The following is a 26,708-nucleotide window of genomic DNA, read 5'->3' as shown; positions in this document are numbered from 1 at the left end:
TCCTAAAATTTTCTTAAATTTTCTTAATAATCAAAGCGATACCTTGACCAACCCCAATACACATTGAGCAAAGCGCATATGTACCACCTGTTACTTCAAGTTGGTTGAGTGCTGTAGTGACTAGACGTGCACCCGAAGCACCCAACGGATGACCCAATGCAATAGCACCACCATTTGGATTGACATGTGCTGCACCATCTTCAAGACCTAGGTCACGAGTAACCGCCAAAGCTTGAGCTGAAAATGCTTCATTCAGTTCAATCACATCCATCTGCTCTAATGTTAGATTGGCTTGTTTGAGTAGCTTTTTGATAGCAGGTGCAGGGGCAAAGCCCATAATGCGAGGTTCAACACCGACAGTGGTTGCCCCTATGATTTTGGCACGTGGGTTTAAACTATATTTTTCAACAGCTTCATCAGACGCAATCAATAAAGCGGCTGCACCATCGTTAATACCTGAGGCATTTCCCGCTGTCACAGTACCTTCAACTTTGACCACAGGTTTTAACTTGGTCAGAGCTTCAATTGTGGTGGCACGTGGATGTTCATCTTTTGCCACCACAATTGGATCGCCTTTACGCTGTGGAATCGTCACTGCAATGATTTCTTTATTGAAGAAACCATTTGCTTGTGCCGTAGCAGTACGTTGCTGACTAATGAGCGCAAACTGGTCTTGATCAGCACGATTAATATTGAATTGCTCAGCCACGTTTTCCGCAGTCTGTGGCATGGTTTCTACACCATATAATTCTTTGAGTTTTGGATTGATAAAACGCCACCCCATGGTGGTGTCTTCCATCTTTTGACCACGACCAAATGCAGATTCTGATTTACCCATGACAAAAGGTGCGCGTGACATTGACTCTACACCACCTGCGATGATGAGATCAGCTTCACCTGCTTTAATGGCGCGTGCTGCCATTGCGACAGCATCAAGCGAAGAACCGCATAAACGATTTACTGTGGTTGCAGGCACTTGGTATGGTACACCTGCAAGCAGTGCCGACATACGACCGACATTGCGATTGTCTTCACCTGCTTGGTTGGCACAGCCGTAAATCACATCATCAACTTTTTCCCAATCAACGCTTGGATTGCGTTCCATTAAAGCTTTAAGTGGAATAGCACCCAAATCGTCGGTACGTAAAGTGGATAAACCACCTGCGTATCGACCAAATGGGGTACGGATGGCATCAATAATATAGGCATTTTTCATTTTTAAATCCTAAAAGAAAGCTCCTCCCTTTTTTAAAGGGTGAGCAGTGTTACTGCGCAAGGAGGGATTTAAGGGAACTAAAACCAATGGTTTAATCCTCCCTAAATCCCTCCTTTTTAAAGGAGGGACTTTTCGACCTCTTTAAAAAGAGGTGTTAGGGGGTTACTTTTGGGTTGCATCAATCAATTTTGCACCCGTCATTGACTGCAATTCATCAAAAGATAAGCCTTCAACTTTTTCAATCACTTTCATGCCTTCCACCGTCACATCAATTACACATAAATCTGTGTAAATACGATCGACACATTTCAAACCTGTGGCAGGATAATCAAGGGTTGCAACGATTTTAGGCTCACCTTTTTTGGTGACATGATCTGTGGTAATAAACACTTTTTTGGCACCAACCGCTAAGTCCATCGCACCGCCTACCGCAGGAATTGCATCAGGTGCACCTGTATGCCAATTCGCTAAGTCACCATTTTCAGCCACTTGGAATGCACCTAAAACGGCAATATCTAAATGACCACCGCGCATCATGGCAAATGAATCACCATGATGGAAATAAGCACCACCATCAAGTAAAGTGACAAATTCTTTACCTGCGTTAATAAGTTCAGGATCACGATCTTCTTCAGCAGGTGGTGGGCCAAAGGCTAATAAACCATTTTCAGAATGAAGAAATACATCTTTGTCTGAGGGTAAATAGCTTGAAATCTTAGTCGGTAAACCAATGCCTAAGTTGACATAAGCACCATCAGGAATATCTTGTGCAACACGTTCAGCAATTTGGTCACGGCTTAGTTTGGTATAGCTCATTTTTAATCTCCGAATCCAATAGTTACTGTGCAGCTTGAACTTGTACAACGTGCTGTACAAAAATGCCTGCGGTGATGATGTGCTCAGGATCTAAAACCCCAAGCTCAACTATTTCAGAGACTTGTGCGATAGTGACATCAGCCGCCATTGCCATGATTGGACCAAAGTTACGTGCAGATTTACGATAAATAAGGTTACCCCAACGGTCGCCTTGGTGTGCTTTTATAAGTGCAAAGTCAGCTTTAATTGGATTTTCGAGGACGAAGTCCTTGCCTTCATAATTCAGTGTTGGTTTGCCTTCTGCAAGCAAAGTTCCAAAACCTGTTGGGGTATAGATTGGTCCTAAGCCCATGCCCGCAGCTTGAATACGACACGCCAAGTTGCCTTGTGGAACCAGTTCTAATTCAATTTTGCCTGCACGGTAAATTTCATCAAAAATATAAGAGTCTGATTGACGAGGGAATGAACAAATAATTTTACGTACAGCACCAGTTTTAAGCAGTTTGGCCAAGCCATAATCGCCATTGCCTGCGTTATTATTAACAATGACAAGATCTTTAATGCCAAGCTCAATCAAACCATCAATCAGTTCAGCAGGCTGTCCAGCTGTACCAAAACCGCCAATCATAATGGTAGAGCCATCTTTAATTTGGGAGAGTGCTTCTGTTAATGAAGCGGTACTTTTATTGATCATTAGGGCAACTCCGTCTAGCCATGCATCTCAAAACGGAACTCAATGAATTAATATTGAACTAAGAAAAGTTTTACTCAATCCCGAGTAATTTCATTAGAATTCCTATTGATCATTTTTGTCGTTTTTTTAATATTCATCTAGTTTAAAAATGCGATACTGTTCGATCACTGGAATATATGTTCGATGATCGAACAATTGTTTTAGTTTTATTCTAATCTTAATCATAATTTTGATTAAGCTGGCTGTTGTATTATCTTGTGTTGATTAGATAAAATATTTTTATGTTTATGGTGAAAATTTGTTAAATGAAAATAAAAAAGTGCTGATAAATATTGATAATCAGAAGCAAATACGTCATGAAGACTTTATTGCTGGCATTAGTAAAGGAATGGCAATATTAGAATGTTTTGGTCCAGAAAGACATCGTTTAAATGTCTCCATGGCAGCAGAGAAAACTGGATTAACTCGCGCTGCAACAAGAAGACATTTATTGACACTAGAATATTTAGGTTATCTGGATTTCGATGGTCATTATTATTATTTAACTCCTAAAGTATTAAAGTTTTCAGGTGCTTATTTGAGTGGTTCACAATTACCTAAAATTTGTCAGCCACTTTTAAATCTATTAACAACACAAACATCTTTTATTTTTTCAGTGATGGTACTTGATGGTTTTGAAGCAATCACTATTGCTCGAAGTGCTTCTCATCAACAAACAGATCGAGTAAATCCTTATGGTTTACATTTAGGTAACCGTCTTCCAGCACATGCAACATCAGCAGGTAAAATATTACTTGCACACTTAGATATTGCGGAACAAATTAAATGGCTCGAAAAATATCCATTAAAGCGTTTAACCAAATATAGCATCATTGATAACACTTCATTTTTATCCTTATTGGAAGCAGTTAAAGAACAAGATTGGTGTTATTCAAATGAAGAGCATGAACTCGGTGTTCATGCATTGGCTGTTCCAATTTATGGCCCTAAGGGAAATATCGTAGCTGCACTAAATATAGTTTCTCCAACTGCAAGATCGACCAAAGAATATTTAATACAACAAATTTTACCTTTACTTCAGGAAACAGCAAGGGAACTTAGAAATGTAATCTAATTATATTAAGCAAAAACAATGACTTTTATCTTTATACTTTTACCAGCTTGTAATTAGTTGTCGAACTCAATCTACATTACTGATAACTTCAGTACAAAGTTTATCTAATTCGGTCAATATTTTTAAACTATGACTACTCAAATATAGAGTTTAAAAGTGAACCGTACCAGGTATGTCGGAGACTACTTTTCCTGAGAGAATGTCCCGATGAAAATGAAAACATATATCCAAGAAATTAAAACTAGAGCAGTTCAACTTGTCATTGAATCTGAAAAAGATTATCCATCTAATTGGACTGCAGTTTCTGCAATTACCCCTAAGCTTGGCTGTATTCCTGAAACACTACGTGTTTGGTACTTGAAATATCTAGGCAAACAGAATCCAGTCAAAATACAACTGATTTCAGACCAAGAACGTATTCAACAGCTCGAACGTGAAAATAAAGAACTGTAACGTGCCAATGAGATTTTACGTAAAGCTGCTGCTTTTAATGGTAGATTTGATCCACAACAATAAGAATCTGTATGGAGTTGAGGTGATTTGTAGATTTTTACTTATCGCACCTTCTACCTATTATCGAACGTTAGATCTCGCCGAGAATCCAGCTCATCGAGCTAAACGAAATCTGCATGGTCAACATCATGTGGCTTGGTAAAACGTAATTTTAGTGCAAGCTAACCGAACCACCTTTGGGTGGCTGACTTCACATATATTCAAACACATTCAGACTGGGGTATTTACCGCATTTTGTGTGATTAATCACTCTCTATTTTTATAGCACTGACTGTATAATCAAATATGATTTATCATTTAATTCTTATATGAAAAATACATTTTCTGACAATACTCAAATTCAAGTGGTTTCTACTTTTTCTGAACTTGTAAATACTCATTTTCAAGGAGATTCGAATGCCATTTGCTGGCATAGAAATCTTGTTGGTGATTTTCAGGAAATCGTGTCCAAGCTTGATTTCATAGAAAATATAACTGAAATTTCGATTGAAAATCTTTCAGCGTTACAACTTTCAGAACAAGGTCATATTGCAAGAGAAACTATTCTTAATGACATCCAACTATTAAGCGATTTCGGTGCATCACCCTCTCTAAATTTGCTTAAAAATTATGAACGAGATGATGAACTTGATTTCATTTCAACCGATGTATATTCATTTCATGTAGACCGTGCACCCATTGAAACCAATACTTTTTTATGTACTTATTATGGCCCTGCAAGTGATATTTTGCCCAATGATCAGGTTGAGCAAAAAATTAGCATTCCAAGCATCAGAGAAAAACTTAAAGAAATATATGAAGGTACAGAAGATGAGTTTGAAGCTTTCTTAACAGACTATTGTTTTGATCTGCATTATCAAGCCAAAGAAAATTCACAACCTGTAAATCTAGGATCAGGGCATCTGTGGCGTTTAGCGGTAGAACATCCAAAACAACAGGTCTTACCCTGTGTACATAGAGCACCTTTTGAAAAAGATGGTGAGTATAGATTACTGCTGATTTGTTAAAATAAAGCTTAAATTTAAGCGATTTCTACCTGCCCAACCGAATGATAAGCACGATTAAAATAGACTAAACTTTCATCTTGCTGACTGTGCTGAATAGCAACCACACGGCACATAAAAATACTGTGTGTTCCGACTTCCTGAATTTTCTCAATCTGACAATCAAAACTGACCAAAGCATCTTTTAAAATGGGTGCACCCGTCTCTAGTTTTGCCCAAGAGCCAAGTTTAAAGCGTTGTTCAGAATTAAATTTACTTGAAGCAAATGCATTTGAAATGTGCTCATGTTGTGCACCTAATACATTCACAGACAAAATTTCATTTTCCATAAAATGAGTATAAGAACGAGAAGATTGATTCATACAAACCAACAATGTCGGTGGTGTATCGGTCACACTACACACAGCAGATGCCGTAAATCCATGCATCCCTGTCTCGCCTTTTGTCGTAATGACATTTACAGCCGTCGTTAACAGAGACATTGCATTTCTAAAGTCAGTCGCTTCAATCATCTTTTCAATCTCAAATTTGAATTTGGCTTATTTCAATTCGGAATGAGCAAATGATAATTCGATCAATCAGAACGATTGACCAAATCATCACTACCTATCCTTATTCTAAAAAACTCAATTCTTAAAAGCTCAGAATTAAGCTGAAAGTTCTTTACGAATAATTTCAGCACCAGCACTTAAAGCATTGAGTTTACCACGTGCTACTTCACGTGCTAATGGCGCCATACCACAGTTGGTTGATGGATAAAGCTTATCAGCGTCTACAAATTGAAGTGCTTTACGTAAAGTATCGGCAACTTCTTCTGCTGTTTCAATGGTATTGGTTGCCACATCAATGGCACCGACCATCACTTTTTTACCTCGAATAAGTTCAATGAGATCCATTGGGACACGAGAATTTTGACATTCAAGTGAAATAATGTCGATCTTAGATTTTTGTAATTTTGGAAAGGCTTCTTCATATTGACGCCATTCTGAACCCAAAGTCTTTTTCCAATCTGTATTGGCTTTAATGCCATAACCATAGCAAATGTGTACCGCAGTTTCACATTTCAAACCTTCAAGCGCACGTTCTAAAGTCGCCACGCCCCAATCATTCACTTCATCAAAGAATACGTTAAATGCTGGCTCATCAAACTGGATAATGTCGACACCCGCAGCTTCTAACTCAAGTGCTTCTTGATTGAGAATTTTAGCAAATTCCCAAGCCAGTTTTTCACGGCTTTTATAATGACCATCATATAACGTATCAATCATCGTCATTGGACCAGGAAGTGCCCATTTAATCGGTTGTGTGGTTTGACTGCGTAGAAACTTTGCATCTTCAACAAATACCGGTTTTTGACGACTTACAGCACCCACAACAGATGGCACACTTGCATCATAACGATTACGGATACGTACCGTCTCACGCTTTTCAAAGTCCACACCATCTAAATGTTCAATAAATGTCGTGACAAAATGCTGACGAGTTTGTTCACCATCACTGACAATATCAATGCCTGCATGTTGCTGTTCTTGCAAAGATAAACGCAAAGCATCTTGTTTCGCTTCAAGTAACTCATCGCCTTGTAATTTCCAAGGTGACCAAAGTTTTTCTGGTTCTGCCAACCAAGATGGTTTTGGTAAGCTGCCTGCTGTTGATGTTGGGAGTAAAATTTTCATAATAAATGATCTTCTATATTTGTGTTATGCAGCAACGTAGGTATTTAAGCAGCGTAGCTTTCAGCCCATTGTTCAAGAATATTTTGATAAGGTTTGATGAAGTTTTCTTCAGTCCATTTACCTTGCTTTACCGCCAATTGACCACGTTCAACACGATCATAAACAATACGAGTTAAGGAAAAATCCTGAAAATCCAAACTTGGTTGGTAAACCAAACCTGCAACTGAGTTAGTATTATAAATTTCAGGACGGTAAATTTTTTGGAAGCTTTCCATGGTACTGATTGCACTAATCAACTCAAAGTCCGTATAGTCAGTCAATAAGTTATTTGCTGAATAGAATGCCAATGGCGCAGTCGCATTTTCAGGTTTGAAATAACGAACGCTTAGCCCCATTTTTTTGAAATATTCATCGGTACGTGAATATTCATCATTTTGATATTCCACACCAAGCACAGGATGAATATTTGCTGTACGGTAATAAGTTTTTGAGGTCGAAACGCTCAGGCAAATCACAGGCTGTTTTTTAAATTCTGTTTTAAAAATCTCTGAATTAACTAAATGCTGATATAGCTTGCCGTGTAAATCACCAAAATCTTCAGGCTTTTCATTGCTTTTAAAACCAAGTTCAGGCAATACCACACTGAAATCATAATCACGCACATAAGAAGAAAAACTGTTGCCAATCATGCCTTCAATACGCTCATTGGTTTGATGATCAATGATTGTGCTTTTGAGTGTTTCAATAAAAGGGAACGTATTTCCATTTCCCTCAATATCAATCTCTGCTGAGATAATATCAATTTCAAGTGAATAACGATCAGCATTTGGATTATCGCAACTCGCCAAGGTGTTAAAGCGGTTGTTAATCATTGCCAAAGTTCTACGTAAATTTTCTTGGCGATGCTCACCACGAGCCAAATTGGCAAAGTTTGTTGTCAAACGTGTGTTGTCAGCAGGTTGATAGTTTTCATCGAAACGAATGCGCTTAATTGAACATGCGAATTTTTGACTCATGGTGCTCGCCCCTAATTTCTGAGATAAAACATAAATTTCTTGAATGAGCTAAAGATACCTGAACCCATACATGAATAAAAATGATTTAATCTAACCTAAAGATGAGTAAAATTCATGTTTAGTGATTCTATTCTATTTATTAAGAATAAGGGCTGAAAACTGAACCAACTCAGCTTTGATCAATATAACCCTTGCTTAAGATAAAACCTCATACATTATCAATGATGAAAATACTTCATATTATTTATATAAAATATTAGTATGTTCATCTTTTTGATTGATCAAAATAGCTAGAATTTCGGTTTTATATTTAAACCATATCGTGACTTGATGAATCCAAACTTTTATCAACAATATTAAATTTGCATTTATTTTGATCTAATTCTATTATACAACTTGAATTCGTAACTTTTTCAAAACAGCTATGAATAAGCAAATATTCGCACTTATTGATATCAATAATTGCTATGTGAGCTGTGAACGCGTTTTTAATCCAAGTTTAAATAATAAACCTGTTGTTGTGCTCAGTAATAACGACGGCTGCGTTGTTTCACGTAGTAATGAAGCCAAAGCCCTGAATATTAATATGGCTGTACCGTGGTATGAAATCGAAAAAGAAGCAACTCAAGCAGGAGTAATCGCGTATTCCAGTAACTACACCTTGTATGGGGATTTGTCTGATCGCTTCTTTAAAATTTTAGAAGTTTTTTTTAAACCTGAAGATTTAGAAGCTTATTCAATTGATGAGTGTTTTATTCATTTGAGTTCTTATCGAGATGTGTTTAATTTGCATGAATATTGTCAAAAGCTCATAGATACCATTCAGAAATGGATCGGTCTGCCCTGTAGTATTGGCATTGGATACAGTAAGACTCAAGCAAAACTGGCTAATCATTTTGCTAAGAAACGACAAGGATTCAAAGGCGTTTGTGACCTGACGCAGCTAGATTTATGCAGTCTTGAAGGTTTATTGCTCGAAACGCATGTTGCTGAGGTTTGGGGGGTTGGACGCAAAACAAGCAAACAATTACAGGCTTATAACATTCAGAATTGCTATGACTTAACTTTTGCCAATGAGCACCACCTAGCCCGAGAGTTTTCCGTGGTGATTGGACGTACCATCCGTGAACTAAAAGGTCAATCCTGCATTGCTTTGGACGACCCAACTATTCCGTCTAAGCGCATCCTATCCTCACGCAGTTTTGCTTCTGCTTTAAACAATATTGAAATTATTAAACAAGCGATAATTTTCCATGTCAATCGAGCACATCAAAGACTTTCAAAGCAACAACAACTGTGTGCATTTGTGCATGTTTCGTTGTACGAAAAAACCACGAAACCGCCTTATAAAAAAAGTCATCGTTATGTCATAGGATTAGAATATGCTACAGATGATTTACTTATTTTAATCAAGAAATCACTACAGCAAATAGATGTTTTATTTAAAGAAAATACAAAATATGTTAAAGTTGCTGTGATGTTTTCTGCACTGTACCCCAAGTGCCAACATATTGATGATTTATGGCATCCAGTCCAACTGGTTCAGCAACGAGAACAGTTGATGAATACACTCTCTAGCATGAAAGAACGCTTTGGTGGTGACTGTATTCAAATTGGTTATTCTTCCGCAAGTACAGCATGGAAAATGCGGCAACAGAATCGCTCTCCACGCTATACAACTTGCTGGGGAGAAATGCTATGTATTGACGATTCACACATGGCCGTTATACAAAATAAATGAACAGTTTCGTCAATCCATTTAATATGTGAAAATTACGAAACACCTATAAAATTTGTCATATTTTAGCATTGCCATTTATGCACAAAATTAACAATATATAGCCCATGTATGGCAGACTGTTTCTACGACAATTAAAAGAAAATATAAAGTCACTGTAGAAAAACATGCCATAATATGCAAACTTTGCAGACATCTAGCAAAGTTTTTTGCAACTTTATAATTGGAGCAGACTTAATGAGTTCGACCATTTTGGTCATCCACGGACCAAATCTTAACTTGCTAGGAAAGCGAGAACCCGATGTCTACGGTCACCTTACTTTGGATGATATTAACCAACAACTCATTGCTCAAGCTCAGCAAGCCAATATTACTTTAGACACATTCCAAAGCAATTGGGAAGGTGCTGTTGTTGATCGTATTCATCAAGCATCGCAAGATGGCATAAAATTTATTATTATTAATCCTGCCGCACTCACTCATACTTCTGTTGCTATTCGTGATGCCCTACTTGGCGTTGCCATCCCATTTATTGAAGTACATCTTTCTAATGTTCATGCTCGTGAAGCATTTAGACATCATTCTTTTTTATCAGATAAAGCCGTGGGCGTAATTTGTGGTTTAGGTTCGAAAGGTTATGCTTTCGCGCTTGATTACGCCATCGATAAAATTCAATCTTCAACCCAATCATAAATTAGGAATAGGAATACGAACCCATGGATATTCGCAAAATCAAAAAGCTCATCGATTTGATGATCGAATCTGACCTTCAAGCTATTGAAGTGAAAGAAGGTGATCAATCGATTGCTTTAACTCGTCGTAATCCTATGGTTGCTGCTGGTGTAGTACCTACAGCATCATTCGTGGAAGCGCCTGTAGTTAAAGCAGCTTCTCGTGGCGCAGTCGAAACTTCTCCAATGGTAGGCGTATTCTATTCAGCACCAAGTCCAGGTGAAGCACCTTTTGTGAATGTTGGGCAAACTGTTTCTGCGGGTGAGACTTTAGGGATCATCGAAGCAATGAAAATCATGAACCCAATTGAAGCAACGCAAAGCGGTGTAGTTGAAGAAATTTTAGTTAAAAATGGTGATGTAATCCAATTCGGTCAACCTTTATTCCGCTACCGCGCGTAATAGTGAGGGGGTTGATATGTTACAAAAAGTTTTAATTGCAAACCGAGGTGAGATTGCCCTGCGCATCACCCGAGCTTGTAAAACTTTAGGCATTAAAACAGTTGGTATCTATTCAGATGCTGATAAAGATTTAATGCACTTACGTTTTTGTGATGAAGCTGTGTGTATTGGACCAGGTGCGAGTAGCGAAAGTTATTTAAATATTCCTGCCATTATTACTGCTGCTGAAATTACTGGTGCAGATGCGATCCATCCGGGTTATGGATTCTTATCTGAAAATGCCGAATTTGCTGAAATTGTTGAAAGTTCAGGTTTTATTTTCATCGGTCCACGACCAGAACATATTCGCTTAATGGGCAATAAAGTTTCTGCGATTATGGCGATGCGTAAAGCTGGTGTACCTACAGTTCCTGGTTCAGCGCATGCTGTTACGCCAAGTAATGCTTTAGCTGAAGCCAAAGAAATTGGTTTTCCACTGATCGTGAAAGCAGCTTCAGGCGGTGGTGGTCGTGGGATGCGTATTGTTGAACGTGTAGACACACTACTCGAATCTGTTCAAGCAGCACAACGTGATGCAGAAATGTGGTTTAGTGATGACACTGTTTATATGGAACGCTTTCTACAAAAACCACGTCATGTCGAAGTGCAAATTTTGGCAGATGGTAATGGTCATGCCGTTCATTTATATGATCGTGACTGTTCTTTACAACGCCGTCATCAAAAAGTACTTGAAGAAGCACCTGCACCAAACCTTCCAGAAGAAGCACGTGCGCACATTTTAGAAGCATGCGTAAATGCGTGTAAGCTCATTCAATATCGTGGGGCGGGAACTTTTGAGTTTTTATTTGAAGATGGTGAGTTTTTCTTTATTGAAATGAATACTCGTGTTCAAGTTGAGCACCCTGTAACAGAACAAGTGACGGGTATCGATATTATTGAGCAGCAACTTCGAATTGCAGCAGGCTTAGGTCTAAACCTACAGCAAGAAGATATTAAAATTCAAGGACATGCTCTTGAATGCCGTATCAATGCTGAAGATCCATCTACCTTTATGCCTTCACCGGGTAAGATTGAATCATTCTATGCACCAGGTGGTGCGGGAATCCGTTTAGATTCTCATATCTATCAAGGATATAACATCCCACCCTATTATGATTCTATGATTGCTAAGTTGATTTCTTATGGTAAAGACCGTGAGACTGCAATTGCACGGATGAAGCAAGCTTTAGATGAAATGATTTTGACTGGGATTAAAACCAATATTCCTTTACATAAAGATTTGATTCTTGAAGATAAAAACTTCTGTAAACAAGCAATGGATATTCATTACCTTGAAAATCACTTGTTAAAGCAATTACAAACGAATGAAAAAAATACTTAATTTATACTTTTAAGTGATCCAAAAAAAACCTCTGCATTTCAGAGGTTTTTTATTAACAATATTGAATAATGATTTAAATCACTTAAGGTAAAACTCGACGCAACTTGGCAAAACACTGATCTGCTTTTTCTGTGGTACAGAAATCAATAGTATTTTTATTTGCCCATTTGACAAAATATTGTGAAACTTCATTTGTTTGGTCTTCTTTACGTCCAGAACAATCAGTTTCGTTATTTTCATACTTAACCTGCATAATTAATGCAGGTGGTTTTTCTAAAGTATTATCTGGTGATGGTTGGTAGTCAAACAAACCGATTGACCACTCCTTTCCACTGTTGACAACAACTTCGTTCGAACCGCGAAAATTATAATATTCCACACATTTCTTATTTGTTGGAATTTCCATGCCCCACAAACCTAAAATTTCAGGTCGGGTATTTATACGAATTAAGTTCGCAGCAGTTTCTGGACTAACAGCATTAACCACTTGAGGTTGATCTGCATGTGAATATGCAGACAGGCTAAGCAGTAAAGAAATTATAAATGATGTGTTTTTCATACCAAATCTATGTAAAGATTTTATTTCAGATAAATTAGCATAAAATTAAAATAAAACATGCAAAAATAACCATATATGAACAATCTTTATTGTATGATATAAAACCAACTAAATTTGTAAACATAAAGACTATAACGATTGATTTATAAACACAAAAAGATATGCTTACAACTATGTTTAAAATAACTGAACAATTTCAGCCGATTTTGCTCAAATTTCAAAGTAAATCATACATAGGGCAAGCTATTGTCAACATTTACACAATATTCAGATAACCATCTTAAACAAATAATAAATGCATTTTTGATTACTGCAATCACTATATTTATTTGTGCATTGGTTGGTATATTGGGTAGACCATTGTTATTTCTCGCTATTTTATGGCCAGCCAATGCTATATTGGTCGGGTTATTTCTCCGATTTAAAGCGCTAAAAAATGTCGGAGGCTGGTTGGGTGCGTTTACAGGCTTTATGACTGCCGACTTGATTACTGGGAATACATTTTTAGTCACGTTATTTTTAACATTAGCCAACTTAATTCATGTCATTGTATCTCTGAGTTTAATTCGTTTATTCAAATTAGATTATAAACAATATAATAAAGGTTTAACTTTTCTATATTTATTTGCAATTAGTGCTTTTGGCGGCTGTTTAGCTGCCCCGATATTTGCCAGTTTAACCGTTCCACATTTGCCGAATACATTTATGAAAATGGATCGTATTTGGATTGATTTTGGCATGTGGTGGACAGGTGAAATTTTGAACGTGGTCACATTCTTACCAATTATATTGGCAATACCAGAAAAGAAAGTTTTTCAGCAATATATTCATGATATTAAAACAAAACCTTTTCAATATAAAAATTTCCTGCCATTAGGCGCAGTCATTTTATCTGTTATTTTGACCCATTTCTTTATTGGTCCTGGTGCAATCATGTTCCCAATTGCTGCCTTGATCTGGGCAGCTTTAAGCTATAATTTATTTTTTGTATCTATTATTAACTGTTTCGTCTGTATGCTGCTTTATAATTCGCTTTCTGCTTATTATATTGCGCAATCTCCAGATGCTTACCTTGCGACAACACTGTCTGTGCGGATTGGTCTACTCATGTTGGCTTTAGGGCCATTGACCTTATCCATTATTAGTTTAAATAGACAAAAACTTTATCATCAAATTTTGTATCTTGCCAATTACGATAGCTTAACGACAACAATGAATCGTCGTTTTTTTTATGAAGAAAGTGAGCGAACGGTCACCAAGGAAGTGGAAAAACAACAAGCGCAAACCGTGACAATTTTATTGTTAGATCTAGATTATTTTAAAAAAATTAATGACCAATATGGTCATGTGATTGGTGATTTTGTCTTGCAAAAATTTACCAATCAAGTCAAAGAGCTTATCCGTTCAAATGATTTATTTGGACGTTTGGGTGGAGAGGAATTTGCAATCCTTTTCAAAGATTTAAGTTTAGAACAAAGTATCAGTATTGCACAAAGAATTTGTAATACTGTGTATGACACACCTATTTATTTAGATGATGGTCGCGTGTTAAACATTAGCGTTAGTATCGGTTTAAGTTATCAAACGTTGCCTTATTGCATCCCTTTCCAACAGTTAATTCAACGTGCGGATGATGCGCTGTATCAAGCTAAAGAAAAAGGTCGCAATCAATTATGTATAGAAAGTACTTTGAACGCTGAGCCTATTTTAGATATAGAGCATTATTTGCAAAAGCAATAATTTATTGTTTAATCACGGGCTAATGCGTAATATCTAAATAGTTATTTTTTAATAATAAATGATTGTGAATGTTGAATGATTTTAAATATAGAAACATTCATTTATCGTTAAAATTTAGATATTCAATTCAGTGGTCTATAAAAGCAAAGGAATGCTATGAAATTTTCAGAATATGTCCAATATGACGGATTAGGTTTAGCAGCACTTGTTCAACAAAAACAAGTACAAGCACATGAACTTTTAGATATTGCCATTGAGCGTGCTAAAAAGGTTAATCCACACATTAATGCAATCGTCATTCCTATGTATGAACAAGCCCTTGAACGTGCGAAACACAATACGCATTCAGGTCAATTTTCAGGATTACCCTTTTTATTAAAAGATTTACATCAAGAATATGCAGGTATTGCGACCTCTTCTGGTTCGATGGCATTAAAAAAAGCCAAATATATTGCAACCGAGCATTCTGAAATTGTCAGTCGTTGGGAAAAGTCAGGCGCTGTCACTTTTGGTTTAACCAATACACCTGAGTTTGGAATTAAAGGGATTACTGAATCTGAAGCTTGGGGAAGTTGTAAAAATCCGTGGAATTTAAAATATAACAGTGGTGGGTCGTCTGGCGGTTCTGCATCTGCAGTTGCTGCGGGTATTGTACCCATTGCAGGTGCAAGTGATGGCGGAGGTTCAATTCGCATTCCTGCATCATACTGCGGTTTGTTTGGATTAAAACCAAGCCGTGGACGTACGCCGTGGGGCCCTAAAGTCAGTGAGCAAATGCATGGTGCAGCTATGCAACATGTATTAACCAAGTCTGTTCGTGATAGTGCTGCAATGTTAGATGCTACACATGGTTCTGAGCATTCATCTTTATTTAATATTCAAAGCCCGATTGAAAGCTATTTAAAGGTGATCGAGAAAGTGCCGAAACGTTTGAGAATCGGCTTTTCTACAGACTCTCCGATTGGGACGACAGTCTCTAAAGATGCTATACAAGCCATTCAAAATACCGCTAAATTATTAGAATCTTTAGGTCATTATGTTGAGGAAGCAAAGCCACAAATTGATGGTATGGTGCTCGCTAAAGATTTTATTACCACATGGTTTAGCCAATGTGCATATACAGTTAACCAAGTAAAACAACAATTGGGGGCCAAAGATCGCGATTTTGAATTAGATACATTAGCAATTGCCGCATTTGGTGCAAAAACTACGGCAACAGACTACATTCAAAATTTGAATGGTTGGAGCACTTACGTTTCTCAAATGAATCAATATTTTGATCATTATGATTTGTTTTTAGTTCCTTCAACTGCTTCCGTTGCACCGAAAAATGGTGAAGTCAAAACACCTGCGTGGCAGATCCCTATTTTAAAAGGCTTATTAAAAGTCGATCAGGCGCATGTACTAGCCAAAGGTAAATTTGTTGAGCAATTGATTAAAAACAATTTACAGTGGGTTCCATTTACGCAATTGGCAAATATTACGGGCTTACCTGCAATGTCTGTTCCGTTGTATTGGGATAAAAATAATCTACCGTTAGGTTCGCAATTTGTTGCACCCTTTGGACGTGAAGATCTTCTTTTACAATTGGCGGCACAGTTGGAACAAGCTCAACCTTGGAATCTAAGATATTCATCCATTCAGGTATAATTTAAAAAATATTTACTCAGCAAAAAGTGAGCAATCAAAATTGCTCACTTTTAAAATAATTCATAATATTTTACATATACTTAGATGTTTTAAATTGATAATTGATTAAAATTAAATAAGTATGAGTATTTTATAAAAATTGTATTGAACTAAAATCACCAATCACGTCCTGAAATTAACTCTTCCACATCAGCATCAATAAACCCATAAATTTGAGCAATAAAATCAAAGTTCTCGGCAATACTTTCTCTAGCCACTGTTTCAATCTCACTATCGGCTTCATCAAACTCTTTTTGTAAATCATTAATTTTTTCTGTTGCTTCATGTGTTAGTACATAAAGTTCTTCAAGATTTTCGGGCTGCTTTGACTCAATTTTTTCACACAGATTCAGTAGTACTTGCTTTACTTTATCGACCAAATGATTAGGAAAATAATCATCACTATACATATCAACTAAAAATTCATGTGCATTGATTTGAGGATTTTTAATCATTGAACTCACTCTTATTCCTTTATGAGGATGTTATTTTCAAAGTAATTTAGCATATTTTAGAATCATGATAGTATCAAAAACTATATTTTAAGTACGCTGACCAAGCGCTGATTAAACCGTTAAATAGAAACTCAGAATCACAAAGCTGAATAAACTTACAGCTTCTACAATTTCGATACTAGCACCAACTGTATCACCTGTAATACCCTCAATTCTCTGAATAAATTTATGACGTAGATACAACAGCGTAAGAATAAATATAATCGCAGTGATTAAACCCACCCATCCAAAATAAGCCATAACTAACAAACAGAGTGCAAAAATAATCATTGCCCAAGTTTTAGGAATATATTGCGAAATTGAAGAACCTAAACCATTTTTACGCACATATTCAGTCGTGAGAAATAAAAATAGTGGTGCTAAACGACCTAAAATTGGAAATAAGATTAGTGCTGTATAAAGTTGTTTTTGCAATAAAATATATAAAGCTGACCATTTAACCATACACAAAATAATTAAACTGAGTACACCGATTGGCCCACATGCAGGGTCTTTCATAATGCTTAAGGTACGTTCCTTATCACCAAGCCCACCGACCCATGCATCCGCTATATCAGCGAGGCCATCGAGGTGTAAACCACCTGTAAGCCAAATCCAAATAATAAGAATGATGGAGCTGAGTAAAACAATAGGTAAAGCCTGTAAAAAATAGGCAATAGCAAATAAAACACCGCCGATCAATAAACCAACTAAAGGATAAAACAACAACGATTGTGCATTCTGTAACTGAGATGGCATGTTTTTAAGCCGAATCGGAAATGTGGTTAAAAACTGTAAAGCAATGAAAAATGGTGTCATTTATTTTGCTCCAACATGTTTATATCCTTTTCCAAAGTAGCAGATGCTAACAATTGTAGCTGCATCGTTTCACTGTCTAAAACAAACGAATTTAACTGCCCTAATTCAGCGGACATTTTCAAAATATCATCTAACGGTTGTTGCAGTGCAATACATTTTAAAAGTTTGATTACACCACCATGTGTCACAATCAAAGCATTTTGTAGATTATTTTCAAGCATCTTTAATTGAATATTTTTTAAGGCTTTAAATACTCTGCTTTGAAAGTTCTGCATACTTTCAGCATTTGGCGGTGTGAATTGAGTCGGTTGCTGCCAAAAATTTGCCAACAACTCAGGCTCATTTTTATAGATATATTCGGGGCTTAATCCTTCCCAATCACCAAAATGCATTTCTTGTAATTGTGGATCACTTAGTAAAGGAATACTTAATTGTTCAGAAACAGTTTCTGCAAATAAAGCACAGCGTTTTAATGGTGAAGTAAAAATAACATGCCAATTTTTTGACACCAAATAGCTAGAAGCTGAAGACTGATCCATTTGATCATTGAAAATGGTTTGTTGCATCTGTTGCCAACCCAATTCTGTCAAATCATCATCGGTTGATCCACGTAAAGTATGACTCAAAGTGGTTTCGCCGTGACGGAGTAAATCAATCTTCAATTGCATTGTGAATGTAGTCCTTTATTGTTTTATACCTTTTCACCAATGACTGCAGCTTCTGCAAAAGTCGCCATATTATTGTGCAGGCTACAAGCTAATTTAATAATGCCTAATGATGCGCCTGCGCCACTGCCCTCACCTAATCGTAAATTCAGTTTCAACAATGGCTTAGCATCAAGCTCTTGTAATAAACGACGATGACCGTACTCAGCAGATTGATGACCAAACAGCATCCATTGGCGAACTACTGGGTTTATACGCACGGCAAGCAATGCTGAAACTGTGCTAATAAAACCATCAACAATCATAGGTAAACCAAGTTGCGCACAACGGATATAAGCACCTGTCATGGCTGCAATTTCCAAACCACCTACGGCACAAAGTGCTTTAAAAGCATCATCCAAAACATAGTTTTGATGTAATTTAATCGCTTGATTAATCACATTTTTCTTATGTTGTAATTGTTCAGCACGGATCCCCGTGCCAATCCCAGTCAATTGTTCTGCATCCTCATTTAAAAGCAAACAAGCAATTGCAGAGGCAGAACAGGTATTACCAATACCCATTTCGCCAGCAATATAAACTGATGTGTTATTCGCAATTGCCTTCTCGACACTTTCGCAACCCAAGGTCATGGCTTGGATGCACTGTTCTTCTGTCATCGCAACTTGCTTGGCAAAATTTGCTGTTCCCTGCGCAATACAATAACGATCCACACCTGCGTAGTCGTATTCATCACCAACCGAACCACAATCAATCACTTGCAAGGTGGCTGCATATTCTTTGGCAATGACACTGATACATGCACCGCCAGTCGCAAAATTTTGTAGCATTTGGCGTGTAACCGCTTGCGGATATGCAGAAATATTTTCTTCCATCACACCATGGTCACCTGCAAAAATGGTAATCCACGGCGCATCGACATTCGGTTTAGGATTGTTCTGTAAACTTGCCAGTTGTACCGCAACATTTTCAAGTTCAGAAAGAGATCCTGTTGGCTTAGTGAGTTGTAATTGACGCTCCTCTGCTTGCTGTTTTACTGCAAGGTTTGGAACTTTACATGCGTCTAACCACCACTTCATGATTTCTCTCCTTTCAAAATCATTGGAAAACCTGCCACACAAAACACAACTTTTTCTGCAATTTGCCCTAACTGTTGATGTAAACGCCCTGATTCATCAACAAATTTACGGGTAATTTCACCCATTGGAACAACACCTAAACCAGTCTCATTACTCACGAGAATGATGTCAGATTTCAGTTTAGGTAATACCGCTAATAGTTTTCTACATTGATCCATTTGTAGGTCTGGATTGGAATGCATCAGTAAATTATTCATCCACAACGTTAAACAATCGACTAAAAAGATCTGCTCTGCTGCATCATTTTTTTCTAAACATTCTGCTAAATATAATGATTCTTCAATAAGTTGCCATTCAGTTGGGCGTTGCTGTTGATGATGCTGAATCCGTTGTTGCATTTCTGCATCATTTGCTTGAGCCGTTGCAATATAAATCACAGTTTTTTTGGATTTTTGAGCACTTTGTTCAGCCAATCGGCTTTTCCCCGAGCGTGCGCCACCTAAAATAAGTTGCAACATATTAAAAGTCTTCCAATTCTACGTGCTGTGACATTAAGTGAACTTGCTGATATGGATACAATTGACCTTGTAAAATTTTAGCTTTATAAAGCCCAAAAGTCAGATGATCGACTGAAATATTGAAATATTGCTGTGGTATTTGCTGTATTTTGGCAAATATTTCAGAACTTTCGAATGCTTTTGAATACAAACCTAAGGTAATGTGCGGGCAATAATCTAAAGCTGAAATTTCAAGATGTTTTCTTGAAAAAAGAGATCTGATATTGCTTAGGCTATTTTCAATATCAAAAACTTCGACGAATAATGCGCTTTCAAAACTCTGAATCTGTCCTGTTTTTAACTGGAAGATATTTAGATTATTTTTAACCAGTAGCTTAACTTGCTGCTGAAATTTTTGAATTATAAAATCATCATCAAACTGACTCTGTTGGTCGGTTAAAAAACCACAAATAAATAATGTGATATGAAATTGTCTAGTATTGGGCTGATATAGATAGTTTGCAAATGTTTGCCGAAGCTGATTTAAATAAGCAAATAATTCAGGATGATCAATTTCCACATACCATAAAGCGTAATCCTCCCGCCCCTTGTGCCATTCAGGATAATCATGTGTTTCGGTGGGAATAGTCAAACGATCGGATTGCAAAAACACATTTCAAATACAGTAAATTTAATGTGGTTATTAAACCATGTAATGACTACAGTTTGATGTTGCATTGCTTGTATGCTGCCCAATTAAAGCTGAATTTTATTCATTTTTTAATTGATTGATCTTTTATCTCATCAAGTAAACCGCAGTAAATTTACCTTTCAAAAAGATTAGGAAACGAGATTAGGTTTTAAATAGTTTAAACTTTGCATATAAGCAAAATACAGCAATAACAATGTGAATAATCCCAGTAAAAAATAAAATGGATATGCAATATCAATTTGATAAATTGCTGTACTCAATAAAGGTGCAATAACCAAACTCAAAGACTGCACAATGGTACATAATGCCGCAATTTTTGTTTGCCACTGTAAAGCCACCGATTGCGCTGCCCCTGTGGTAAATACAGGAGATAAACAGGCAATGGCAATGCCTAAGAAGAAATATGCAGCTTGAAAAACCAGTACTTTTTGAGCCAATACACAAATCAACACGCCCAAAATCATATTAATCGCACCGACAATAAATAACCGATTTAAAGACCACTTTAACCACTTTGAAATGGTGATTTGCATACATACCAGTGCAACACCTGCGATGAGCGAGCATTGCGAAAAGTAAATTGCACTTTGTTGAATAGGAAGCACAAATTTATCTTGAATATAAAAACCTGCTGTTAGATTTAAAGTTACAACTGCTAGAAATAGGCTTAATCCAACCATGAGCCAAAAAATGATTTTCGAATTTACCTTAAAGGACATCGAATCTTTCTGTTGATCAGCTTGATACCCATCAAGGTGAACACTTTCATGCTGTGTCCCTGCTGCTTTCTTTAGATGATCTATCTGTGTTTTTTCAGCTATTTCTGGCTTTTGTTCAAATTGATTAAACTTAAAAATAATCAGGATACTGACGCAAGCAAGTAAAATCATCGCTAACCACAATGGAACCAATATCCCCTGAACGATTAATAATGCTGTAAGCAACGGTCCAAGTATCAGTCCTGCACTATTGAGCGCACCGAATGCAGACATGGTTTTACTTCGTTGCTGTTCACTGGTGAAATACGTCATAACATAACTTTGTAATGCAATTTGTGGCATTGCCATAAAAATACCCGTACTGGCTCGGGTGATGATTAACAATAAAAACAAAAGGCCGAGGCTTATTTGAAAACTAACACCATAACTGAGAACTGCCGAAAACATCCCCCAGGTGATGGTCATCCCTACAAAGCCAAAACTGAGTAATTTATAAATATTCTGGGTTTCTGAGCGTTTCGATATCCATATAGCAGCAATACACATCATTAACGCGCCTGAGGAAACCAATAGCCCCCCTTGAAACTCTGTTAAATGTAATTGCCTCACCAAAGGTGCAAGCAATGGTAGAATCATAGAAAAGGAAATACCGTTACATAAACTGGCTAACATTAATATTTTGTAGTTTTTAGACATGAATAATCATCACTTTTTTAATTATAAATCTCAGAATAAAGTTTCTCTCATTGCTATAAATTTGAAAGATATAACTTTTGAGTATTTGACAATAATTTGGACGACAATTTTATAAATCATCATGATGTAGAAATCCCTCTCAGAAAAATTGATGATTTGCATTCAACTTAACTGAGAGAAATTTTAAACAGATTGAAAATTAATATTTCATACTATAGCTCAAGCCATAGGTTCTTCCCTGTGCGGGAAGGTTTGAAATTGCACCATAAACTGGTAACACCGCTTGGCTATACACAGATTTATAGTCTTTATTCCACACATTATAAACACCAAAACCTAAAGTTCCTGGACCTACTTTGGCATTGGTAATCACATCCATTACAGTAAAGCCTTTAATCTCTGCAGGCGGTCGTGCAACACCGTTATCAATTGCATCTTGGCGTGCCTTATCTGTTCCACCAATCGCTAAAGCTTGTACACGAAGTCCTATTGCATCGCTAAATTGCCAATCTGAATAAACAGTCCCTTTTAACGGTGCAACTCTTAGAACATCAAGTTCCTGCCATTTTCCTGCAGTATTCTTATATTGTCCTGACGTATAGGCAATGGTTCCACCGAGTGTCCAATCTGGTTGAACTTGATATGAAAGATTACCCTCTGCGCCATATATGCGTTCATCAGTATCAATCACTTCTATGGTGTAATTCGGTGCACCAAATTTCAAACTTTTATCTGAATCATTATAAAAAGCAGTTAGCCCTGCATTTAGACCATTCTTATTCTGTACACGCCAACCCAGTTCATAGTTATTTACTTTAATTGGATCAATAGACTGACTATTCACGACAAAGTTTGCAGGCACGTCACGCAACATACGCTGTACGTCTGGTAAGTTTGAACCTTGTGAAAAATTGGCAAAAATCTGCTGCGCATCTGTTAAATGATAAACCGCACCAATATTAAATAAGGTTGCGTCATGTTTAACGGTTCCTCCATTTAATAACTTAGCGGTATAATTTGTAGAATCCGCAACAATGGCTTCTGTATATGGTGTAGAAGTATCTACCTGACTTTCTACACGCTCATGACGGATACCCGCTTGCAAGCCTAAGCGATCTGTTAAATCGAATTGGCTTTGTAAGAAAAAGCCAAGTTTTTCAGTTTCAACATTTGGACCAAAAGCATAGCGTTTCAATGGTTTAAATTTCAAACCATTACTTGCCATGAATGTAGCAAGATCATAGCGCTGAATACTTTGTTGATCTTGTTCATTTTCATAATCTACACCATACGTCAAACCAAGTTTGCGACCTGTCAGGTTGAACTCTTTTTGTAATGCCAAACGTGCGCCCCATACATCAATATCTGTATCTGATTGATAGACAAGATAAGTGGGTGCAATCGCACTATGGCTGAGTGGATTTACTGCAGGATACCAACGTGCTTTTTCATTACGATAATACGCTTCAGCATTTAATTTCTGAGTGAAGAAATCATCATTTTGATATTGCGTATTTACACTATAACGTTCAGTTTGCGGTTGAGAATCCAGCTCTAAACCTTTAACAGCTTTATGACTAGGCTGACCACCAAATAAAACGGCTAAATTAGGACCATAATCTGGACCATATTCACTATCTTGCTCATCATTATAATATTGTGCGCCAATACTTAGACTTTGCTGATCTGTCATTTTCCAAGTAATACGACCATTGACATCCAATGTTTCGGTATCTTGACGATCTGTTTGTGCAACTTCTGGCCCTATTCTACCGCCATGTGAATCTTGATTTTCACCACGTGTTGCATAACTAGCACCTAAGCTTCCTTTCAACGTATTTTGATTAAATGACATCGTTTGAGATACTTCGTAAGTCATTGCATCGCTTTTAATATTATTTCCAGAGCTTAGACCTAGCTTGGTTTCAAAATTGAGCGCATCTTCACCACCACTTTTGGTAATGATATTAATAATTCCACCCGTTGCACCCGAACCATAGATACTGCTCGCACCCGATACAACCTCTATACGATCAATCATTGCAGGGCTAATACTGTTTAATTGACGTGAACCATCGCGATAACCCGTTTGTGGTACGCCATCAATCATATATTGCACCACACGTCCACGCATGGTCATACCATAGTTACTGGTTGTTCCTGAACTAGCAGTTAATGATGGCACTAAAATAGCCAAAATATCTGCAATACTTTTACCTGCCGCCGCTTGCTGTTCAATTTGCTCATGATCTATGCGATAAACTGTGCCTGCAATATCTGCAATACTTTGCGCTGAACGACTTGCTGTCACCACAATTGTTTTGAGTTTTTGAATGTCCTGATCTTTATTTGCAGAGGATTCTGTCGTGTCTTGTGCATATATCTGAGTACAAATTGCCAAGCTCAGAAACGTGAGTTGCATTGGTATGATTAATTTTTTCACGCGTTTTTTCCTATATTTCCAGTTGTTGAAATATGTTTTTTTGATAATTTAATGATGACGATACTCAGTAAAATACTGATGAATGATGCAATGGTTAATACAATATAAAATTGCCCATAACCCAATGCTTTTGCTAAAAATCCTGAACTTGCCCCACCAATAAAATAAATAAGTAATTCGAAACATACCAAAATGGTAAAATCCGTACCTGCTTGCTGTTTTGAACTATTTTGCATGAAATAGGCATATAACGATGTCATCGCAATATAACGAATCGCTAAGAATGCAATGACAAATACCCCCAGTAATACATGCCAATGATTGAGCCAACCCAATAATATAGCTAGCCCCAACAATCCATAAAGAACGGTACGAGACCAACCTGCCCAAATCAGCAATTGTGTTGCTTCAACTTTTTTTAATAAAAATGCCGCACTAATCGCTGCCAATAAACCTACGCCTGCACCCAAAACAGACATCAATACACCAATTTGTGCCAAAGACCATTTTTGATCGATCAACATTGGGCTTAACATTGCCATTGCAGGTGCTTCTACAATTCGGTAGCTAAAAATTAATGCAAGTGCCCATAAAATTTCAGGACGCTTAAATGCTCGAATTAAACTTGGGGGTTGCTTTGCAATATGCTCATCGGTTTTTTCTTTAATTTGAAAAATTGCGAACATGGTTAAAGCTGTCATTGCCGCTAGACAAATTAATGCAGTTTCCCATCCATAATATTGATAAAGCCATAGTGTCACCGCTCCCCCCAACATACTTCCAAGTGCCACACCAATGCTTTGCGCCATACTCCCAAGCCGATATTCAGATTCGGAAAATGTTTCAACGGTATAACCATCAATCGCAATATCTTGAGTTGCTGCAAAAGTTGAAATCCACAGCCCAACAACGACAAATACAGTTAACCCATACGAAAACTGAGTAAAAGCTAAAACTAATACACCCAGCACCAAAGCAATTTGTGTAAACAAAAGCCAAGTTTTTCGTTTACCTAATTTTTTAATATAAATTCGATCAATTAAAGGTGCCCAGAAAAACTTAAAAGCCCATGGGATGTAGAGCAATGACAACATGCCTATCCACCTTAAATCCACGCCTTGATGACGTAAAATTGCAGGTAGAGCCACATTGTAAAAATACAGCGGTAAGGCATGAGCAAGATATAAAACAATCACCACACTCAGGCTTAACATAGACACACGTTGCAGTGAATTATTGTCAATTGAAGTCATTGATTAACCACCTCTGCACAGCCCACTGCAACGCATCTGCTTGATTTAACGTTACATAGTAAGGGACTCGCCAAGCGGCATGTAAAGCAGGTGCATTTAAACGTTGCTGATCTGCATCATCTTGAGCGATACGAACCAATCCTATGCAATATTTAAAAAAATCTGCTTTATTCTTTTTGTACCAAGATGCTTGAACTTGCCGATATTCTTCTGGAAATGTTGTTTCTGGTTCAGTTTTCATGACCAAAACAAAGTTTTGTTTTGCTTTTAAAAACACTTCAACCTCATCTAGCCATTTTTGGAATTCAATCAAACTGACATGCGCAGAAAAGCGCATGTCTTTAATTTGGATATAAGTTGAGTGATAGCTCATTAAACGGACTCAGCATGCTTCTTTTGATTTAAAACATATTGATTAGATTCTATTAAAAATTCACCAAATTTCTGATAAAATGCATCCCTAAAGCAGTAATACAACATCGCAGTTTTTTCTGGCATTGGGATTAAACGCTGTGATTCATAACACATCTCCTCAACCACTGCTGCATATGGCTTCACTTCCGAATCAGGTTCACCAACAATTTTCGTAGATGCAGCATTTTCAAAAATATAAAAGCTCAATAAACGCATGACAGCTCTTAGATAACCTTTACCAAATACCGATTTTTCACCAAATAACAAATGCCAACCTAAATCTAGATCATCTCCATCGTAATAACGCCCTAAACGATCACGTTTCCCTTCATAGATTTCTGTATAACCTACATCTTGCCCATCTACGCCAACAATCAATAAACGATGATGATCATCTGAAAGCATTTTTTCATAATAGACTTTCAAATCTGTCTCAGATTTATTCAACTGCCATTGTGGAATAACATGCGGTTCATGCATCCATTTATGTAATAAAGCCATATCTTGCGGATATTGAACCTGACGTAAATAAAATTGCGTCTCATTCTCATAGTATTCATAAAAATCTGGAAGTTGACGTGATAATGATTCCATTGTCGTTCCTCTGTTTTTCCTATTGTTGATAAAC

26 protein-coding genes and 1 pseudogene are annotated in these 26,708 nt (G+C 37.1%); 9 read left to right on the top strand and 18 right to left on the bottom strand.

The window, feature by feature from the left end; genetic code table 11:
• Positions 1-13 precede the first annotated feature (13 nt).
• The 3 genes from pcaF to ACG94X_RS02715 all read right to left on the bottom strand — a co-directional run bounded on the left by pcaF (position 14) and on the right by ACG94X_RS02715 (position 2,726).
• Positions 14-1,216 (bottom strand): 3-oxoadipyl-CoA thiolase, encoded by a 1,203-nt coding sequence (gene pcaF, locus ACG94X_RS02725; protein WP_419382195.1) that lies wholly within the window; start codon positions 1,214-1,216, stop codon positions 14-16.
• Positions 1,217-1,378: 162 nt separating this feature from the next.
• Positions 1,379-2,032, bottom strand: a complete 654-nt coding sequence (locus ACG94X_RS02720) for a 3-oxoacid CoA-transferase subunit B (protein ID WP_409512968.1) — start codon at positions 2,030-2,032, stop codon at positions 1,379-1,381.
• Positions 2,033-2,054: 22 nt separating this feature from the next.
• A complete protein-coding gene (locus tag ACG94X_RS02715; RefSeq protein ID WP_419382194.1) occupies positions 2,055-2,726 on the bottom strand; it encodes a 3-oxoacid CoA-transferase subunit A in 672 nt (223 codons plus the stop codon).
• Positions 2,727-3,024: 298 nt separating this feature from the next.
• On the opposite strand from ACG94X_RS02715, the gene pcaU reads away from it, so the two are divergent.
• From pcaU to ACG94X_RS02700, 3 genes and pseudogenes are all read left to right on the top strand, one after another.
• Positions 3,025-3,840: an IclR family transcriptional regulator PcaU gene (gene pcaU / locus ACG94X_RS02710; RefSeq protein WP_419382193.1), complete on the top strand. Its 816-nt coding sequence runs from the start codon at positions 3,025-3,027 to the stop codon at positions 3,838-3,840.
• Positions 3,841-4,047: 207 nt separating this feature from the next.
• Positions 4,048-4,594 (top strand): annotated as a pseudogene (locus tag ACG94X_RS02705) (transposase family protein); the annotation flags it as partial.
• Positions 4,595-4,661: 67 nt separating this feature from the next.
• Positions 4,662-5,360, top strand: coding sequence for a DUF1826 domain-containing protein (locus tag ACG94X_RS02700; protein WP_419382192.1), 699 nt, complete (start codon positions 4,662-4,664; stop codon positions 5,358-5,360).
• 14 nt (positions 5,361-5,374) lie between these two features.
• Here ACG94X_RS02700 and ACG94X_RS02695 read toward each other — a convergent pair whose 3' ends face one another.
• The 3 genes from ACG94X_RS02695 to ACG94X_RS02685 all read right to left on the bottom strand — a co-directional run bounded on the left by ACG94X_RS02695 (position 5,375) and on the right by ACG94X_RS02685 (position 8,049).
• Positions 5,375-5,869 (bottom strand): flavin reductase, encoded by a 495-nt coding sequence (locus ACG94X_RS02695; RefSeq protein WP_419382191.1) that lies wholly within the window; start codon positions 5,867-5,869, stop codon positions 5,375-5,377.
• Between the two features lie 135 nt (positions 5,870-6,004).
• Positions 6,005-7,033, bottom strand: coding sequence for a methionine synthase (locus tag ACG94X_RS02690; RefSeq protein WP_419382190.1), 1,029 nt, complete (start codon positions 7,031-7,033; stop codon positions 6,005-6,007).
• A gap of 44 nt (positions 7,034-7,077) precedes the next feature.
• On the bottom strand, positions 7,078-8,049 hold the full coding sequence (locus tag ACG94X_RS02685) for a putative oxygenase MesX (protein ID WP_419382189.1): 972 nt from the start codon (positions 8,047-8,049) through the stop codon (positions 7,078-7,080).
• 424 nt (positions 8,050-8,473) lie between these two features.
• On the opposite strand from ACG94X_RS02685, the gene ACG94X_RS02680 reads away from it, so the two are divergent.
• The 4 genes from ACG94X_RS02680 (at position 8,474) to accC (ending at position 12,301) form a co-directional block, all read left to right on the top strand.
• On the top strand, positions 8,474-9,790 hold the full coding sequence (locus ACG94X_RS02680) for a Y-family DNA polymerase (RefSeq protein ID WP_419382188.1): 1,317 nt from the start codon (positions 8,474-8,476) through the stop codon (positions 9,788-9,790).
• Positions 9,791-10,024: 234 nt separating this feature from the next.
• Positions 10,025-10,480, top strand: a complete 456-nt coding sequence (aroQ, locus tag ACG94X_RS02675) for a type II 3-dehydroquinate dehydratase (RefSeq protein ID WP_419382187.1) — start codon at positions 10,025-10,027, stop codon at positions 10,478-10,480.
• 23 nt (positions 10,481-10,503) lie between these two features.
• A complete protein-coding gene (locus ACG94X_RS02670) occupies positions 10,504-10,920 on the top strand; it encodes an acetyl-CoA carboxylase biotin carboxyl carrier protein (RefSeq protein ID WP_419382186.1) in 417 nt (138 codons plus the stop codon).
• A gap of 16 nt (positions 10,921-10,936) precedes the next feature.
• Complete coding sequence (gene accC / locus ACG94X_RS02665; RefSeq protein ID WP_419382185.1) at positions 10,937-12,301, top strand: acetyl-CoA carboxylase biotin carboxylase subunit; 1,365 nt, start codon at positions 10,937-10,939, stop codon at positions 12,299-12,301.
• Positions 12,302-12,383: 82 nt separating this feature from the next.
• Here the strand turns inward: accC and ACG94X_RS02660 are convergent, their stop codons facing one another.
• Positions 12,384-12,860 carry a hypothetical protein gene (locus ACG94X_RS02660; RefSeq protein WP_419382184.1) on the bottom strand — a complete coding sequence of 159 codons (477 nt, stop codon included), beginning with the start codon at positions 12,858-12,860 and terminating at the stop codon, positions 12,384-12,386.
• A 246-nt stretch (positions 12,861-13,106) separates the two neighbouring features.
• Here ACG94X_RS02660 and ACG94X_RS02655 point away from each other — a divergent pair, with 246 nt between their 5' ends.
• Together ACG94X_RS02655 and ACG94X_RS02650 are read left to right on the top strand one after the other, a co-directional pair.
• On the top strand, positions 13,107-14,600 hold the full coding sequence (locus ACG94X_RS02655) for a GGDEF domain-containing protein (protein ID WP_419382183.1): 1,494 nt from the start codon (positions 13,107-13,109) through the stop codon (positions 14,598-14,600).
• Positions 14,601-14,756: 156 nt separating this feature from the next.
• On the top strand, positions 14,757-16,250 hold the full coding sequence (locus ACG94X_RS02650; RefSeq protein ID WP_419382182.1) for an amidase: 1,494 nt from the start codon (positions 14,757-14,759) through the stop codon (positions 16,248-16,250).
• Positions 16,251-16,405: 155 nt separating this feature from the next.
• On the opposite strand, the gene ACG94X_RS02645 is transcribed toward ACG94X_RS02650, so the two are convergent.
• The 11 genes from ACG94X_RS02645 to ACG94X_RS02595 form a co-directional block, all read right to left on the bottom strand.
• Positions 16,406-16,744 carry a DUF5713 family protein gene (locus ACG94X_RS02645; RefSeq protein ID WP_419382181.1) on the bottom strand — a complete coding sequence of 113 codons (339 nt, stop codon included), beginning with the start codon at positions 16,742-16,744 and terminating at the stop codon, positions 16,406-16,408.
• A gap of 111 nt (positions 16,745-16,855) precedes the next feature.
• Positions 16,856-17,602, bottom strand: a complete 747-nt coding sequence (locus tag ACG94X_RS02640; RefSeq protein ID WP_419382180.1) for an adenosylcobinamide-GDP ribazoletransferase — start codon at positions 17,600-17,602, stop codon at positions 16,856-16,858.
• Entirely contained in the window at positions 17,599-18,270 is a 672-nt protein-coding gene (locus ACG94X_RS02635) for a histidine phosphatase family protein (protein ID WP_419382179.1), read from the bottom strand. The genes ACG94X_RS02640 and ACG94X_RS02635 overlap by 4 nt, the downstream gene beginning before the upstream one ends.
• 23 nt (positions 18,271-18,293) lie before the next feature.
• A complete protein-coding gene (gene cobT, locus ACG94X_RS02630; protein ID WP_419382178.1) occupies positions 18,294-19,346 on the bottom strand; it encodes a nicotinate-nucleotide--dimethylbenzimidazole phosphoribosyltransferase in 1,053 nt (350 codons plus the stop codon).
• Entirely contained in the window at positions 19,343-19,864 is a 522-nt protein-coding gene (gene cobU / locus ACG94X_RS02625) for a bifunctional adenosylcobinamide kinase/adenosylcobinamide-phosphate guanylyltransferase (protein ID WP_419382177.1), read from the bottom strand. The genes cobT and cobU overlap by 4 nt, the downstream gene beginning before the upstream one ends.
• Position 19,865: 1 nt before the next feature.
• Positions 19,866-20,516: a 2'-5' RNA ligase family protein gene (locus ACG94X_RS02620; protein WP_419382176.1), complete on the bottom strand. Its 651-nt coding sequence runs from the start codon at positions 20,514-20,516 to the stop codon at positions 19,866-19,868.
• Positions 20,517-20,683: 167 nt separating this feature from the next.
• Positions 20,684-21,970, bottom strand: coding sequence for an MFS transporter (locus tag ACG94X_RS02615; RefSeq protein WP_419382175.1), 1,287 nt, complete (start codon positions 21,968-21,970; stop codon positions 20,684-20,686).
• A gap of 199 nt (positions 21,971-22,169) precedes the next feature.
• Positions 22,170-24,392, bottom strand: a complete 2,223-nt coding sequence (locus tag ACG94X_RS02610; RefSeq protein ID WP_419382311.1) for a TonB-dependent receptor — start codon at positions 24,390-24,392, stop codon at positions 22,170-22,172.
• A gap of 17 nt (positions 24,393-24,409) precedes the next feature.
• Positions 24,410-25,666: an MFS transporter gene (locus tag ACG94X_RS02605; protein WP_419382174.1), complete on the bottom strand. Its 1,257-nt coding sequence runs from the start codon at positions 25,664-25,666 to the stop codon at positions 24,410-24,412.
• On the bottom strand, positions 25,653-26,039 hold the full coding sequence (locus ACG94X_RS02600; RefSeq protein ID WP_419382173.1) for a hypothetical protein: 387 nt from the start codon (positions 26,037-26,039) through the stop codon (positions 25,653-25,655). The genes ACG94X_RS02605 and ACG94X_RS02600 overlap by 14 nt, the downstream gene beginning before the upstream one ends.
• A complete protein-coding gene (locus ACG94X_RS02595) occupies positions 26,039-26,674 on the bottom strand; it encodes a GNAT family N-acetyltransferase (RefSeq protein ID WP_419382172.1) in 636 nt (211 codons plus the stop codon). The genes ACG94X_RS02600 and ACG94X_RS02595 overlap by 1 nt, the downstream gene beginning before the upstream one ends.
• Positions 26,675-26,708 lie beyond the last annotated feature (34 nt).

The organism is Acinetobacter psychrotolerans (assembly GCF_048552595.1).
GTDB lineage: Bacteria > Pseudomonadota > Gammaproteobacteria > Pseudomonadales > Moraxellaceae > Acinetobacter.
Note: the sequence above shows the minus strand (reverse complement) of the source record. Positions and strands in the feature narration are given on the sequence as shown.